13 protein-coding genes are annotated in these 13,933 nt (G+C 59.3%); 6 read left to right on the top strand and 7 right to left on the bottom strand.

The window, feature by feature from the left end; all coding sequences use genetic code 11:
- Positions 1-2: 2 nt before the first annotated feature.
- Entirely contained in the window at positions 3-953 is a 951-nt protein-coding gene (gene ispH / locus LK996_RS11115; protein WP_230527259.1) for a 4-hydroxy-3-methylbut-2-enyl diphosphate reductase, read from the top strand.
- Positions 954-1,199: 246 nt separating this feature from the next.
- On the top strand, positions 1,200-2,402 hold the full coding sequence (locus LK996_RS11110) for a tyrosine-type recombinase/integrase (protein ID WP_230527257.1): 1,203 nt from the start codon (positions 1,200-1,202) through the stop codon (positions 2,400-2,402).
- A gap of 151 nt (positions 2,403-2,553) precedes the next feature.
- Here LK996_RS11110 and LK996_RS11105 read toward each other — a convergent pair whose 3' ends face one another.
- The 4 genes from LK996_RS11105 to LK996_RS11090 form a co-directional block, all read right to left on the bottom strand.
- On the bottom strand, positions 2,554-3,387 hold the full coding sequence (locus tag LK996_RS11105) for an MEDS domain-containing protein (RefSeq protein WP_230527255.1): 834 nt from the start codon (positions 3,385-3,387) through the stop codon (positions 2,554-2,556).
- A gap of 191 nt (positions 3,388-3,578) precedes the next feature.
- The gene (locus LK996_RS11100) at positions 3,579-4,022 is read right to left on the bottom strand and encodes a GNAT family N-acetyltransferase (RefSeq protein WP_230527254.1); all 444 of its coding nucleotides are present in this window, start codon (positions 4,020-4,022) and stop codon (positions 3,579-3,581) included.
- A 666-nt stretch (positions 4,023-4,688) separates the two neighbouring features.
- Positions 4,689-4,931, bottom strand: a complete 243-nt coding sequence (locus LK996_RS11095; RefSeq protein ID WP_230527252.1) for a hypothetical protein — start codon at positions 4,929-4,931, stop codon at positions 4,689-4,691.
- A gap of 397 nt (positions 4,932-5,328) precedes the next feature.
- Complete coding sequence (locus LK996_RS11090) at positions 5,329-6,210, bottom strand: hypothetical protein (protein WP_230527250.1); 882 nt, start codon at positions 6,208-6,210, stop codon at positions 5,329-5,331.
- A gap of 544 nt (positions 6,211-6,754) precedes the next feature.
- Here LK996_RS11090 and LK996_RS11085 point away from each other — a divergent pair.
- A complete protein-coding gene (locus LK996_RS11085) occupies positions 6,755-7,321 on the top strand; it encodes an HNH endonuclease (RefSeq protein ID WP_230527249.1) in 567 nt (188 codons plus the stop codon).
- A 78-nt stretch (positions 7,322-7,399) separates the two neighbouring features.
- Here LK996_RS11085 and LK996_RS11080 read toward each other — a convergent pair whose 3' ends face one another.
- Positions 7,400-7,975, bottom strand: coding sequence for a MarR family winged helix-turn-helix transcriptional regulator (locus tag LK996_RS11080; RefSeq protein WP_230527248.1), 576 nt, complete (start codon positions 7,973-7,975; stop codon positions 7,400-7,402).
- A gap of 116 nt (positions 7,976-8,091) precedes the next feature.
- Between LK996_RS11080 and LK996_RS11075 the strand changes: the two genes are divergently transcribed.
- The 3 genes from LK996_RS11075 (at position 8,092) to LK996_RS11065 (ending at position 11,647) form a co-directional block, all read left to right on the top strand.
- Positions 8,092-8,901: a hypothetical protein gene (locus LK996_RS11075; RefSeq protein ID WP_230527247.1), complete on the top strand. Its 810-nt coding sequence runs from the start codon at positions 8,092-8,094 to the stop codon at positions 8,899-8,901.
- Between the two features lie 58 nt (positions 8,902-8,959).
- The gene (locus LK996_RS11070; RefSeq protein ID WP_230527246.1) at positions 8,960-10,051 is read left to right on the top strand and encodes a hypothetical protein; all 1,092 of its coding nucleotides are present in this window, start codon (positions 8,960-8,962) and stop codon (positions 10,049-10,051) included.
- Positions 10,052-10,732: 681 nt separating this feature from the next.
- Positions 10,733-11,647: a restriction endonuclease gene (locus LK996_RS11065; RefSeq protein WP_230527245.1), complete on the top strand. Its 915-nt coding sequence runs from the start codon at positions 10,733-10,735 to the stop codon at positions 11,645-11,647.
- Between the two features lie 129 nt (positions 11,648-11,776).
- On the opposite strand, the gene LK996_RS11060 is transcribed toward LK996_RS11065, so the two are convergent.
- Together LK996_RS11060 and LK996_RS11055 are read right to left on the bottom strand one after the other, a co-directional pair.
- Positions 11,777-12,925 (bottom strand): hypothetical protein, encoded by a 1,149-nt coding sequence (locus tag LK996_RS11060; protein WP_230527244.1) that lies wholly within the window; start codon positions 12,923-12,925, stop codon positions 11,777-11,779.
- Between the two features lie 57 nt (positions 12,926-12,982).
- Positions 12,983-13,408 (bottom strand): helix-turn-helix domain-containing protein, encoded by a 426-nt coding sequence (locus tag LK996_RS11055; RefSeq protein WP_230527243.1) that lies wholly within the window; start codon positions 13,406-13,408, stop codon positions 12,983-12,985.
- Positions 13,409-13,933: the final 525 nt, after the last annotated feature.

Below are 13,933 nucleotides of genomic sequence, written 5' to 3'. Positions count from 1 at the left end.
CCATGGACATCCTGCTGGCCAATCCCCGCGGTTTCTGCGCCGGTGTCGATCGCGCGATCGAGATCGTCAAGCGCGCGCTCGAACTGCTGGGCGCACCGATCTACGTGCGCCACGAAGTGGTGCACAACCGCTTCGTGGTCGACGACCTGAAGCATCGCGGCGCGGTCTTCGTCGAGGAGCTCGACGAAGTGCCCGACAACGCGACGGTGATCTTCTCCGCGCATGGCGTCTCGCAGGCGGTCCGCACCGAAGCGGCGCGCCGCGGGCTGAAGGTGTTCGACGCCACGTGCCCGCTGGTGACCAAGGTCCACCTCGAGGTCGCGCGCCAGTGCCGCGCCGGCCGCGACATGGTGCTGATCGGCCACGCCGGGCATCCGGAAGTCGAAGGCACGATGGGGCAGTGGAGCACGCAGAACGGCGGCGGGCGCATCTACCTCGTCGAAGACCTCGGCGACGTCGGCACGCTCGTCGTCGACCAGCCGGAGAACTGCGCCTACACGACGCAGACCACGCTGTCGGTCGACGACACGCGCGGCATCATCGACGCGCTGCGCCAGCGGTTCCCCGCGATCCAGGGCCCGAAGAACGACGACATCTGCTACGCGACGCAGAACCGGCAGGACGCGGTGCGCGAGCTCACGCGCGATTGCGACCTCGTGCTCGTCGTCGGTTCGCCCAACAGCTCCAACTCCAACCGCCTGCGCGAACTCGCCGAGCGCGAGGGCGTGGAAGCCCACCTCATCGACGGCGCCAGCGAGATCGACCCGCGCTGGGTCGAGGGCCGCCGCCACATCGGCGTCACCGCCGGCGCTTCCGCGCCCGACGTGCTGGTCCGCGGCGTGATCATGCGCCTGCGCGAACTGGGCGCAGGCGGCGTCCGCGAACTGGACGGCAAGCCCGAGGACATGGTGTTCGCGCTGCCGAAGGAGCTCCGCCTCACGCTGGTCGATTGACCCGCGGCAGGCCCGCACCCTAGAATTCACGGCTCGCCGGAATAGCTCAGTTGGTAGAGCGGCGCATTCGTAACCCCTTTTCGCAAGTTTCGAAGCGCATCCCACAAGCAACACCGCACTAGGCCCGCACACGCGGGCCTTTGTTTTTTAAGGCGTTTCCATCAAGTACGGATGGTCCTTACCCAATCATGGGTTTTGGCCGCTAGCTAGCGTTTGGCTTACCAGCTACTTACGGAGCCAGACGCAATGCGCACCCAGTTGACGAAGCGAATCGTCGCGAACGCCCAGCCACAGTCGAAACCCTACGAAATGAGGGACATCCTCGTTCGCGGGCTGATTTTGCGCGTTCAACCCTCAGGCCATAAAGCGTGGATCGTGTCCTGGGCGCATGGGAAGCGACGCACGCTTGGAGCCATCGATCATCTGACCCTGGAACAAGCCCGGGCGCACGCGTCCCAGGCGATGGCTGAGGCTGTCCAGCAGCGTCTGCCCAGCGTCGCCAAAGCAAAAGTCACAACCTGCGCGCTTGGCGATTTTTTAACAGACCACTACGAGCCTTGGGCGCGAGTTGAACTGCGTCGTGGGGCGAGATATGCCCAACGCATTCGCACGCACTTTGCAGACCTGCTGAAACGCCCGCTGCATGAAATCGACGTGCCGACAGTTGATCGCTGGTGGCGTGATCGCCTGTCTAATGACATCGGCAAGCAAGTTGTCAAGGCAACCGCATACAGGGACCTGGCAACGTTGCGGGCAGCGCTGTCGATGGCAGTGGAATGGAAACTGCTGGAGCAAAACGCGCTATTGGGCATGCGCCAGAAGGGTGTCGAGTCGCGCAAGATTGTTCGGTTCTTGTCGCTCGCAGAAGATTCCCAATTGCGCAAAGCGCTTGCAGCGCGCGATCGCAATCTCATTGAGGGTAGGGCGCGGGGCAACGAAGCGCGTAAAGCGCGCGAGATGCCGTTGCTGCCGGAATTGCCCCGCGACGGTTTTGGCGACCATCTGACGCCTATCGTGTTGCTCGCCATGAACACGGGATTACGGCGTGGCGAGCTACTGTCTTTGCGGTGGACAGACATCGATCTCCACGCGAAGGCGATCACCGTGCAGGCCGAAAACGCCAAGAGTGGTCGGCAACGCCATATCCCCCTAAACGCGGAAGCCTTAACGGTAGTCACGAAGTGGGCGAAACAGTCGGAAGGCAAGGGCAGGCTCTTTGATGCTCTGGACGTAAAGAAGGGCTGGTGCGCCTTGCTCGATAAGGCTGGTATCAAAGCCTTTCGCTTCCACGATCTGCGGCATGATTTCGCCAGCAAGCTTGTGCGCGCTGGGGTAGACCTCAACACCGTGCGCGAGCTGCTAGGTCACGCTGATATCAAGATGACCTTGCGATATAGCCACTTGTCACCCGATGGGCTTGCCGCAGCCGTGGCGAAGTTGGGCGCGTAGTCGCGAATCCGAGATCGAAGTCCTAGGTCCCATGTGGGGACCTCAACACCCGTGGCCCGAAGTGGACAACTGGCGGGTCGAACTCCATACAGGGGGAATGTCCGCTATCGGCCAGAAGCGAACATTCGCGTGCTACCAAAGTGATGTTGGATTAAACCAATAGCGCATCGACTGATCCCTGCGCGAGCGCAGCGAAGACCGCTTCGATGTTGGCCGCTTCCTTCGACCGGTCGTGCACCCATTCACCGCGTTTCACGAAAATGTTGCCGTGGTTGTGAATGAGCTCCCGACAACCGCACATCGCCGATGCTTGGACGGGATAGGTGCAGACCGCCATCATTCGGGCATTCTGGATCGCGACATTGACCATCGTCTCGTATTGCATGAAGCGGGACATGCTCTCGCTGTCTTGAACAAAGCTGACGCTCCCGGAAGCGCGAAGACCTTCGAAGCCCTGCTCCCTGGCGCTCGACCCCATCGCAGCAAACTGATAACTCAGTTGTTCCGGCGCCCTCACCGTGCCACTGGGATCGGTGTAGAACTCCGAATAATGCCGAATCTGCATCTGGCCTTTTGCCAGGTAGCGGTCGAGGTCCGGAACCTGCGCCGCAAGCGAATGCCTCGCTTCCTCGACGGTAAGGTCTGCGACCAGCCATGCGCACGCCTCGTTCCGCTCCAGCCCCTGCTTGAAATAGGGAACGAGCATTTCGAGTTGATCCTGTTTGGTCTCGTAGAATTGACACACGTGCGAGCCCCACGGCAGATCAAGCAAGGCCTGCTGGCTGGGCGCACGAAGCGTCACCACACCCTTCGAGATGAGATACAGGAGCAGTTCCGCGACGGCGTCGGACCCAAGTTGTTGCAGCAACCCCGGTTTGATGTCGGGAATGCGAGCCAACAGTGCGTCGGCCGCGTGCTCTGTTTCCGGAATGCCGGCAACAATCAGTTTCTGCCGAAGTGACGGGTTCGGTAATTTGCTACTCATCTAAAGTTCCCCATCTTCCAATCCGAACTCAATACGCGCCGGAGACGCAGGCGCAACCATACCAGCGAGCGACCGCTTTGGGTGCGACGTCCGCTATCGGCCAAAGCGGCCACTGGGGCAGCGTGTCTGCATCCGCCAGGAGCGGTCACCCGGAGGGATGCGAAAGTGAGTCAGGCTGTGCGCGCCAACATTCACAAAGCTAGGTCGTAGGTCAGGAACTTCGTCTTGCTGGCAATTTTGTCGTACGAACTCCGTGCCCGGTAGTTGTCTTCGGCCGTCAGCCAGCGGATCACCGACCAGCCCCGTTCGCGACCAATCGCGGCAACGGCTGCGATCAATTGCTTGCCGATGGCTTCGCCCCGAGCGCCCGGATCGACAAACAGGTCGTCCAGCCAACCGCCGATGGTCGCCGATAGCGGGCGTGCAAATGGGCGGTAATGGGCCAGCCCGACGGCCGTGCCGCCCGCGTCGAAGGCGATGAGTCCAGACAGCTCGTGCGCGGGATCATGAAGCCATGACCACACGGTCTCGCGCATTTGCGCAGATTGTTGAACCTGGTAGAAGGCCGCATATCCGCCGAACAGTACCGCCCAGACCTCATAGTCCTGCGCAGCGATGGGGCGGATGACAGCCATGGGAGTGTCCTCAACAGGTTGGCTAGGCGGACTGCAACACTATCCCCATGAGGGGTATGCGCGCATCTCAACGCAACCAAGCAGCCGGGTGTCCGCTTTGGGGCGGTAGCGGTTTTCGGGTGGCAGCTTTCGGGCAGAAGTGGACATTAGCGAGGGGCCTGGATGGGGCTTTGCCGACCTCGCGGAGCGGGCGTATAAGGCCTCATCGAGACGTTCTGGTTCGGGACAGTGGACACGCGGTCGATACGCGATCAGTTGTTTCGCGAGGTGCCCGTCGAGCGGCGCCCTAGCTTCGACCTGGTCGCTGTGCTGGTATTTTTGCCTGAGCGCAAAGAGTGGGAAGCAACCCACTATGCGGTCAGGGATGCCACCGGCAAGTGGATGCGTTGCTTCGGGATACACCCGGAGAACCCTCAAGAAGCGATGGATCGTGCGATGTCGTACCTTGAGAAAGTCGCCCCCAAGCACGCGGGTGACGATAGAAAAAAGGCCCCGCCGGGGGAAGGCGGGGCTCGGAAGATCGCTCGCAACCTAGGGGCGACCGGCTAGCTAGACTGCCTCACGGCGGGCGTCGTACGACCAAAAGGGCATTTGGACGTGCCAGCATTTCGGATAACGGAGGCCGACGACAAACCGGTCAGCCTGCCGATGTGGCCCATTCCAGCCCTAGTCCTCAGGCTGCATCTCCAACGAACTTGGGGGCTTCATGCCGAGCAGTTCCAGGACGCGGATTCGGACCGGCTCAATAGCTAAGTGAGTTAGCTTGGGAACCGGCACGAGAACGATCTCCGTCCCGGACTCGAATGGATTGGCCCACACAATCAACGAGATCAGGCCATCCGTCGCGCTCACGGTGCGGGCGCGGCGTAGGACCTCAACAGAAAGGTTGGGCAGCTCGACTACTTCCATGGCAGCTCGGGAATCGGGCGCGGCGGCGTGTCAGTCTAAGCGGCCGTCCTAAACGTAGTTTTGACTCGATACTTTCCATGTCCGCTTTGGGTCGAAAGCGGACACTCATTTGGGCTGACTAGTTTCGGAAGGAGGGCTGCGGCCATGAGTCAAGCGTCGCCTTGCGAACGCGACGCTCGCCCCCTCGGGATGAGCGGAAAGACCTATTGGATCAAAGACTACCGGCTGAGCTGACCCGTTGATAAATGGGGGTAAGTGCCTCTTAAGCCGGAGGCGCCTGGGGTTGAGATTGACCCAGATCCTGATGCACTGCACCACGTGTTCGCAGGCTCATCGGGTCTACAAAGCTGCTCAGGCATGAGGTCTCCAACAAATCCTCGGCGGGTAGAAAAGGCCTTCAGTCTCGGCGGACGGTGTAATCAATCGGAGTGTCGAGCTGATCAGGATGGTAGCCCGTCACCGCGACCGTTCGCTTGGGATTCAAGAGCATATTCACTCGGTTTGCGACTAAGTCGTGGTCCGGGACAATCACGTCAATCTGCCTGAGAGTGGCGTTATTCCAGCCTGACGCCAGCGTCTGGCAAAGCTCAGCGTCAAGAGGTGACAGAGACAGTCCGTAAACCACTACATGGGTAACGCCCTCTAGTCCCCTCATGATGCTCCCATGAATCGTTCCGATCTCCTTATCTTCTTCGGGCGTTCTGTAAGGCTCGCGGGTCACCTCAGTCGGCAAATAAAGCATGTGTTGATGGGCGATGCTCCCGTGAACATGCAGTGGACGAAGGGTGACCAGAAATCGATCGTGAAGGATCCTAAGTAACGCCTTGTCTACGACCTCGTCCCAGTTCGTGTTGATCAGCAAGAAGGTATTGGATCGATCGACTACGAATCGCTCAACAACCGATTCAAAAGATGAGCGGACCGAAAGCTCCCCCCGTTCTTCGGCATCTCTGAGTTCGTCGCAGATTCGCTGACGGACTTCTGCAAGAAACGTCTTATGTTTCGTTAGCTCGTTCGTGTCTCCGATACTCGCAAACCACCGCAAAAGATATACAAGCCGAGCCAAGAAGGAGTTGACCCCATCGCCATTGAGGGGGAAATCGTAATACGGTTGAACGGCGCGTAAAACGGGCGCCCACGCGTTCTGGACGGCGCCCGCTCCCACAATCAACGCGACCATCTTCCGGTCGGTTGCGTACGATGTGGGAGGCTGCTCTCGGCCTAGTGCCTGAGCAAGGCCGCGCGTGAGCTTGTTCTGCCCAACGGACTTCTTTCGCATTCCACATCCTTGTGCGTTCGTTGATTCGTTTCGGTGCCGCTGACGCTAAACACCAAACGTCGGCTCTCCGAATTTGACCCGCAACTCGGATATCAAATCTGTGTCCGTCGTATGCGGGGTTTCTTCGACGGAAACGTTGGGTCTGGCGCCGATCGCGCCAACAACGACATGCCGTCGGACGGTCAAGACCGCATCAGTTGGCATTGGAACAGTTTCGCCACCGTTGTCATGCTTATAGCTTCCATCTACCCAGCCGTTCGGGGTGAGATGGACCTTCTCCCATTCGTCGCTAAGAGCCACTTTTCCTCCAGGAGTTGAATCGTCCAATACCAGGCACAAGACGATATCAAAGGTCGTTCCTCCGAAACATGGCAGGCGAGGTCTAGCCCCGGTCAGGGAGCGGACCGAAGCCCAGTCAGGGTGGGTTGGTTCCCTAGGAAAAGTTCCCTGATGTCGCGGCATTCCGTTGCCGTATATAGACTGAGGGTGCAGCGTGGGGACACTGCCGAATGCGACCGCAAGAACTAGTAGGGGGAGTGAGCTGATGACCGTCTACAACACGCCATCCGATGCGGCCAATACGGCGGTAAGGTCGTTCCTGACCTCAGTCGGTCAGCACTACCTCGGCAAAGCCTTCAACACCGGCACGGGAAGCGGTAAGGCCACCTGGGCGCAAATCTGCGACGACTTTGGTGGCATGTGCGCATACTGCGGAACGCTAGCTCCGATGCAGATCGAACACCTGGTCATGTTCAACCGCACGGAATACGGACTCCATCATCCGGGCAACGTTGTTCCGGTCTGCAAGCCATGCAACAAGCGCGCGAAGGATGCGAACAATCAGTTCGTGTCCTGGGAGGCGCACCTAGCCCACGTCTGTGGAGGGAGCGATTCGGGGGAGTACATGTCGCGCTACGCCAGGATCTTGGGTCATATCGCCAAGTACAACTACCCGGCGTTGACAGATCATGAGCGCCATGCGATTCGGGTGATCGCCGAAGCGTTGTACGAGAACATAAAGACTGAGTCTGAAAAGGCGCTTTCGATGTATCGGAAGCTAGACGCTGCGTTTGTGCAGCCGCCGAAGACTCTGGAAGAAGCGAAGTCCTAGAACAATCGCCAACCGCACAATCCCACTGCGCCAAACTGGACGACTGGCCGGACGAACTCCATAGAGGCCGCTGGGTCGTTATCGCCCGCTCTTTTCGAAGTCGCGTTGCCACTTAGGCTTCTTGTATGCCTTCGCTGGTGCCCTAGCTCTCGTCTTGGTTGCATGCTTGCTCAACGTCCTGATGTAGGCTTCGCGACGATCCGTCGCATGCTTTTCGGCAAGCGCCTTGTTTGCCAGTTCAAGGAACCTGAAGAAAGAGCTCCGATGTTTGCTCGGGATGACCTTTGTAAAGTCGTCCAGGACGTCTGACCGGGCAGCAAGGCCGTCCAAGAGTGCTTGCCGCCCTAGCGGAAGAAGTTTGACGGGCTGGTTTCTGATCCCATCAGCACGGCTAATGGATACATAGCCCTTCTCTGCAAGCCGATCAATCGCCGGCGATAGCGTGCTTCGATCAACCCCTAGTGCTTCCGCGATTCGACTCTTGGTCATGTCCGAATTGCGAGGCTTCTGAAACAGAAGCGTGAGCACCTGCAGCGCCGTCAGGGATAGGGGATGGCGCGCCTGCTTCTTCAAAGCGCCATCCAATTGTCCCCACAGCTCGTTGTAGAAGCGAAAGAGCAGATCAAACTCAGGATGCGGGACGTCGATTCGCATTATCACAGCGGCCGATGGTCAAATGGTGGGGTACCACCGATGCACCATATACCATCAGCGCAGGCTTCTCCACGCCGCAGCAATTCCGCTGCAGCAAACTAATGGAGAAGGAAGCTATGTCCACGAAGACCCCCGGGTCCTACACCCGCGCTAAGCGCATCCTGGAAGCCCGTGACCGCGGTGCTACGGCACTGGAAGCTGCTGAGCACGAAGTGTCGGTGACTCTGCTCAGCCCCGAAGTGATGGCCACGGACCAGCAGGTCCGCAAGGCCTGTTTCCCGCAGTATGGCTATATGTCCCCGTTCGCTGCCACGCAGGTCCTTGCTAAGGAGCTGCGCCGCGCTCTCGGCTGGTATGCGTCCAACGTCGGGCTCAAGGCGCCGGGCTACGGGACTTTCAATCCGCTGTATTCCGACCCGGAGATGTTCGAGGAGGTGTGGCAGCTCCGCCAGGTGATTGACGAGCTGGGCATCTCCTACTGGTTCTATATCGAGTATGCCGTCTTCTACTGGGCAACCCAGCGTCAGAAAACCACCAAGCGTCCTAATCGCATGCCGCGTCCCAAGCAGCTTGCGGAGGACGACGTCATTCACTACGTGCTGGAGATCTGGCACGACCCCGCGTTCCGCATCAACGTCCCGATCTTCGGCGCGTGGGACCCGCGCTTCGGTGCTGACATGTTCGAAGGGGACGAGCAGCAGGTTGCCGCCCGCAAGCTGATTGATCAGCGTGTGGCGGACGCGAAGGTGCTTCACCGTAACCCGGCGCATGAGCTGCACAAGTTCCTTGGTGATGTGATCAGCGAGGAAGACGCCCGCGAGCGCTACGGCTCGGCAATGGTGGACGAGGCCATTGCCTGGGACCCGGGCATCGACATCGGGGACATTGTCCAGAACGGTGACGCCTCCGGCGAGCCGGCGGCCTGACGTCCGAGGGGCGGCCTTCAACGGCCGCCCCTTCTGGCGATTCCAATGGAGCGCACACATGGCTAAGACGCCAGGGTCACCGCTGCCCGAGACAAAGCGGCGAAGGAAGCGACGCAAGAACCCGTTTGTCCCCACGCGTACGAAGGCAAAGAGTCCCCAGCAGCGCTGGGAAGCGCATATGCGTGCAGCGGCGCTTTCGAAGGCAAATGCGATTGAGGACCAAGACGAGCGAAGGAAGGCGCAGCAGGTATTCGAACGTACCTACTTAAGCAAAGCGATTCAGCAGAAGGAACCCAAGCTTCAACCGATGGTTTGGGTTGAATACGGCTACATCGGGTCGTTGGACCGTACGATTCTGTTCGCGCAGGAGTTCATAGCGGCTTATCGGCGCGCCTACGCGCACATCGACCCCAAGGTCGCGCGTCGTAAACAGCCGATCAAAGCCAATCTTGCTCAGAACAGTAGCGACGTGATCTGCAGCCTCTATAAGGCGAGGCAGGAGGCTGATCGCCGGGGCATGCCATACGGATTGTTCCTGGACATCCTTATGCAGGGCAAAGTTGTGAACGACAAGCACAAGCAACCACCGATGCCCAATCAAATGCTGTCCGACGGCCACTCCATCGCACGACTCAAGCACCGTCCTACCCGCGACGAGATTTCGTCGCGCTTGTTCCTGCGGCATTGGGATCGGCGGTTTTTCGCGGCGCGGACCGAGGACGATCCGGTGCAGGCGGCGGCGATGCGTGAGCTGTATGCAGACGTTTTGAGGGCGGATGATAGTGGAGGTCGCCTGGCGCGGTACTTGTCCATTCATGGGCTAATTGATGAAGCGCGCGCCCGCGCGATGTTTGAGGGCGATTTGGCCGATGCCGCGATTAAGCGTGCAACGAAAACGCGAGGACCCAAGGAGGTGTATGCCCCAGCCGACTACAAGCCGGCTTGTTTCGGTCACCGCATCATCGCGAAGGACACACCCTGTTTGGATTGTCCGTTCACGCGACCGTGCAAGGCATTCCGAGCAAGCGTCACGGGAACCTTGATCAGCACCACCGGATCGGGCGATCCGTTCGAGGCTCGGAGGCGTGTCCAAGCCCGGGATCGGAAGCGAAAACAGCGTGCAAAGGCTCGCAAGGAACCGGAGCCATGACTCCTCGCATGGATGTCACGCTTCCCTTAAGAGCTAAGATCAACAGCAAGAACTTCTGCTTCGCAGAAGATTCTTTTTAACGTCCGACACCAGAAACGCCTCTCCTAGTGCACGTGGACCTGTAGGTGCGGTCGGGCCTTCGGCCCTCCCTGCCTACGGTCCACGTGGGCGCCTTCGGCGCCGGGGATTTATTCCGTAGGGTAGGGTGTCTAGAAATTACGGCTTGGTTCCCCAAAGGTCACGGTGTTGCATGAGGTTCCGGCACACCCACACCGTGCCTTCGGCACACACGGGCACATCCGGCAAGCACCACGCTTTCCGTTGGTATGAAGCGTCTTCGCTGTGTCGCGTCATACGTCGCGCGCGCTGCGCCAACCACCCAAAGTCAGTATCGGCGGTGCGTGCCAGGCCGCACCAAACGCGCTACTGCGCGCGCGTAACGCCGGGGCGCTGCGCAGGTACTTCTGCCATGGCTGCGTGAGGCAAAAGCTCATCCAGGGCGTTCTACATATAAAGCTCCATCAGCCGATCTTCGTTACTGGTAAGCCCCTCATTGACGGTGACCATCGGTCGCGCGTCTAGGAAAAATTCTTACACTCCATCTGCCCGTAGGCCATTAGCGGGCATCAATCATGCCCGCGCTTTGCGTAGGATCGCGATAGTTCGATTCCTGGGGGCGTAATGTCTCTTAAGCGTGTTTCCAATCGGCGCGACGACGCGCTCGCCCGTACCGACTGGGCGGAAGTCGAACGTCTGCTCGCCAAGCATTACGGTTACGCTGGTTACGAGGTCGATCACTGCGGCACCGGCAACGTCGGGACCCGATACGACGGTGGCATCGACTTGAAGTTGCGGCGGGGTGACGAGTTCATCATCGTCCAGTGCAAGCACTGGAACGCGATGAAGGTGCCGCATAACGACGTCCACCAGTTGATTGGCCTAATGGTCAATGAAGGGGCTACGGGCGCGATCCTGGTAACGAGCGGGGAATTTACTCAAGCCGCAATCGAAGCTGCTGCCAAACAGGGGCACGTGCAGTTGGTGGATGGGGATGGCTTGCGGGATATGTTGGGCCCGCTGCCGGAGCCCTCGAAGACATCCCGCTACACAGAGCTGATGATGTCGGAACTGGGCCAGGGCGCTCGCAATGCGGCCCGACACGCAGGCGAGCGTTTGCTAGGTGCGGCCGAGGATCGAATTCGGGGCGAAGTAGGCCGACGGTCAAGCATCGCGAAATCTACGGGGATCGCGTTGAAGATTGCGGCGGTGAAAGCGCTGCTCGCGATCTTGGTCACGATTGCGGCTGGACTGGTGTTCTTGTCGGTGGTTCGGCAGGTGCTTCGACCTGACAACTTTGTGCAGCAGCCACCGCCTGCAAAACACGCGCCCGCTAAGCCTCAGGTGACTCCGTCCGCTGTTAACCAGCCGGCACCGCAACAAGTTGTCGCATCCCCACCACCGCAGCGGGTCTACCGCGAACCAACTGATGAAGAAATCCGCGAATCCCAGCGCAAAGCCGAAGAAGCCATGAAGATCCTCGAAGCCACGACGCCGGAGCTATATCAGGGGCGCGACGGACAAGTGCGGGGTCAGTAGTGCTGGGCGTTTGGACGCCTACGCAGCTTCACCAATCACGCCAGGAGCCACTCCTAGCGCACGCGAGCTACAGTGCGAGAGTGCGCCAGGTTGCGTTTTGATTGGCTCGTGCTGGTCGAGGATCACGCGTCATCCCCAAAAAAGTAACGCGGCGACAGTGGTGATCACTCCGGCAGCAATGCCAGCTACATCGCGTTTTCTTGCTGGTTTGGCCTCGGGAATGACTGGTCCAGCAATGGCGGCCCCGCCTTCGGCGCCCGCATTGACAGTCAAGATGCCTTGGTGAACTTCCAAGGGGGCCGAGAAAGGTAGGTTGTGGTATGCAGCGGGTTGTGCCAGCCCATCGATCCCCAAATGGTAGGCGATTCCTACGGATGCTCCGCGACAGGCGGCATGTCCGATTCTGGCAGATCGAGTATTGATTTCGTCCCAAAGAGGGTCATGGACGGATGGGAGATATGCGTGAGCGCGATTGATTAGGTCAACTAGGCTGACAAGACCTGTTTCAATGACAGCGCCTGCGACGATCGAATGCGTAAACAACGAGCGATGTGCGTCGATACCAATCAACGCGATATCGAGGTCTGGTGCACCGCCGTCACCGTCGAGGCCTCCGCTCGACGTGTAAGCTGCCAAAGCGCCAACCATTAGGGCTGGCCCGACGGTACCCGGATCGGCCGCAAATGCAGCGACAAGTGGCTTTGCTGAGCTACTTAGGCGACGACAAGTTGCGATTGTTGTCTTGGAAGCAACGTTGCTCCGCGTCGCAACGTGATCAACCACGCGTCCATCGATTAACGCAGTGCCGAAGTCAATAATTTCGCGTCCGCCGTACTCCAGGATCGACACGCCTAAGCCGGCTACGCGGTTGACGCGCGACACAATTGAGAATCCGAACCTGCAAACGGTGTCCTTGCTCCAGGACGACATTGCATCCGCTGGTGCGTGGCGATAGGCGTGCTCAAGCTCGGCAATCATTCGCTGACTACGAGACTGAGCCTTCGTCCTGGACCTTGCTCTGCCTGCAACGAACGTCGCAGTGCCGACGTCGTTAATAGCGGTTTCGAGCTTTGATGGTCGCTGCTTGGTCGTCTGCGGCGTATTAGACTGCGTAGTGGGTGAAAGAAGGCCCAGCAACGCGCGATCAACATAGATCGAGGTCCGCTTTTGAGTGATGCGTGCGGGTCCATGAGCCGCGACGAGCGAGCGGCTAAGCGCCGAGGCGGACTGCCAGTCGGCGCAATCTTTGTACAGGACGTGATCCGGTCTCTTCGCCACGGCTCCTCCCATTACTCAGGCAGAACGCTCGGGCGCATACAGGCCGGCCAACCAACACTAGGCGGATTTCAAGAGTGCCATCGCCTCTCTCTTGCCCAGTCCACGAAGCGCCGCCAATGCCGCAACTTGCGACGCCCTCGGCATTGTTTTGCCCGTTTCCCAACCGTAAACGGACTGGCCCGACACGCCAGCTAGTCGCCCGTAATCTCCCGCAGACAGCCCAAGCTTGGCCCGGTGTGATTTGAGCCCTTTCGCCGAAAAGCGGACTTTCGCTGATTCGGTCGATTCTGACGGAGCGGCTCGCTTGCTCGATCGTGTCGCAACAGCCAACTGACGCTGGATGTCCGTGACCTGGCGTTTCAGGGCTGCGATGTCTCGCCTGTATGAAGCGCCGGATTTACGTAGGGCTTCGATTTGGGCTTTGACTTCCTTACGGGCGAGTCGGGTGATTTCGGACTTGAGGAGGGTGGCGATGTTAGCCATGTATGGAGCTCGATGGGGACTGCCACCAATAGTAGCGTGTTGACCGTCTAGGAATTTTTCTTGTAGTGCACTTCACTCCGTACCGCATAGAAACCACATTGAAGCCACATACTCAAAGAAGGGAAATGAAGTTCGAATCGAGTCGCGACTGCCGGCTCGGGGCGCTGCGAAGCGACGTATGGAGAGCTAGCTCACTGTCGTCAGTATGCACATCACCGTGAACTCAGCGTCTACCGCTTTCACAAGAACGCAGACACAACATCCGATTCTCGCCTTACTCATGGAGAGCTCTAATGCCTATCAGCGTTGCCGATATTGTCGTTGGTGGAATCTACGGAACAGCGAATAATCAAGAGCGCCGCGTGACGAAGATTGAGAACGGAAAAGCGCATTACGAATCACGGGGTGGCAATGTCAAGAACGAATGGGGCTACGGTCATTCAATCTCGAGTCCGCCGAGTCTCCAGAGCTTCGCGGATGCGTGCGACCGAGTGATCTCGCTGCCGAAGGTCTAGCGCTGCGCCT

The organism is Noviluteimonas lactosilytica (genome assembly GCF_020866925.1).
GTDB classification, from domain to species: Bacteria; Pseudomonadota; Gammaproteobacteria; order Xanthomonadales; family Xanthomonadaceae; genus Noviluteimonas; species Noviluteimonas lactosilytica.
Note: the sequence above shows the minus strand (reverse complement) of the source record. Positions and strands in the feature narration are given on the sequence as shown.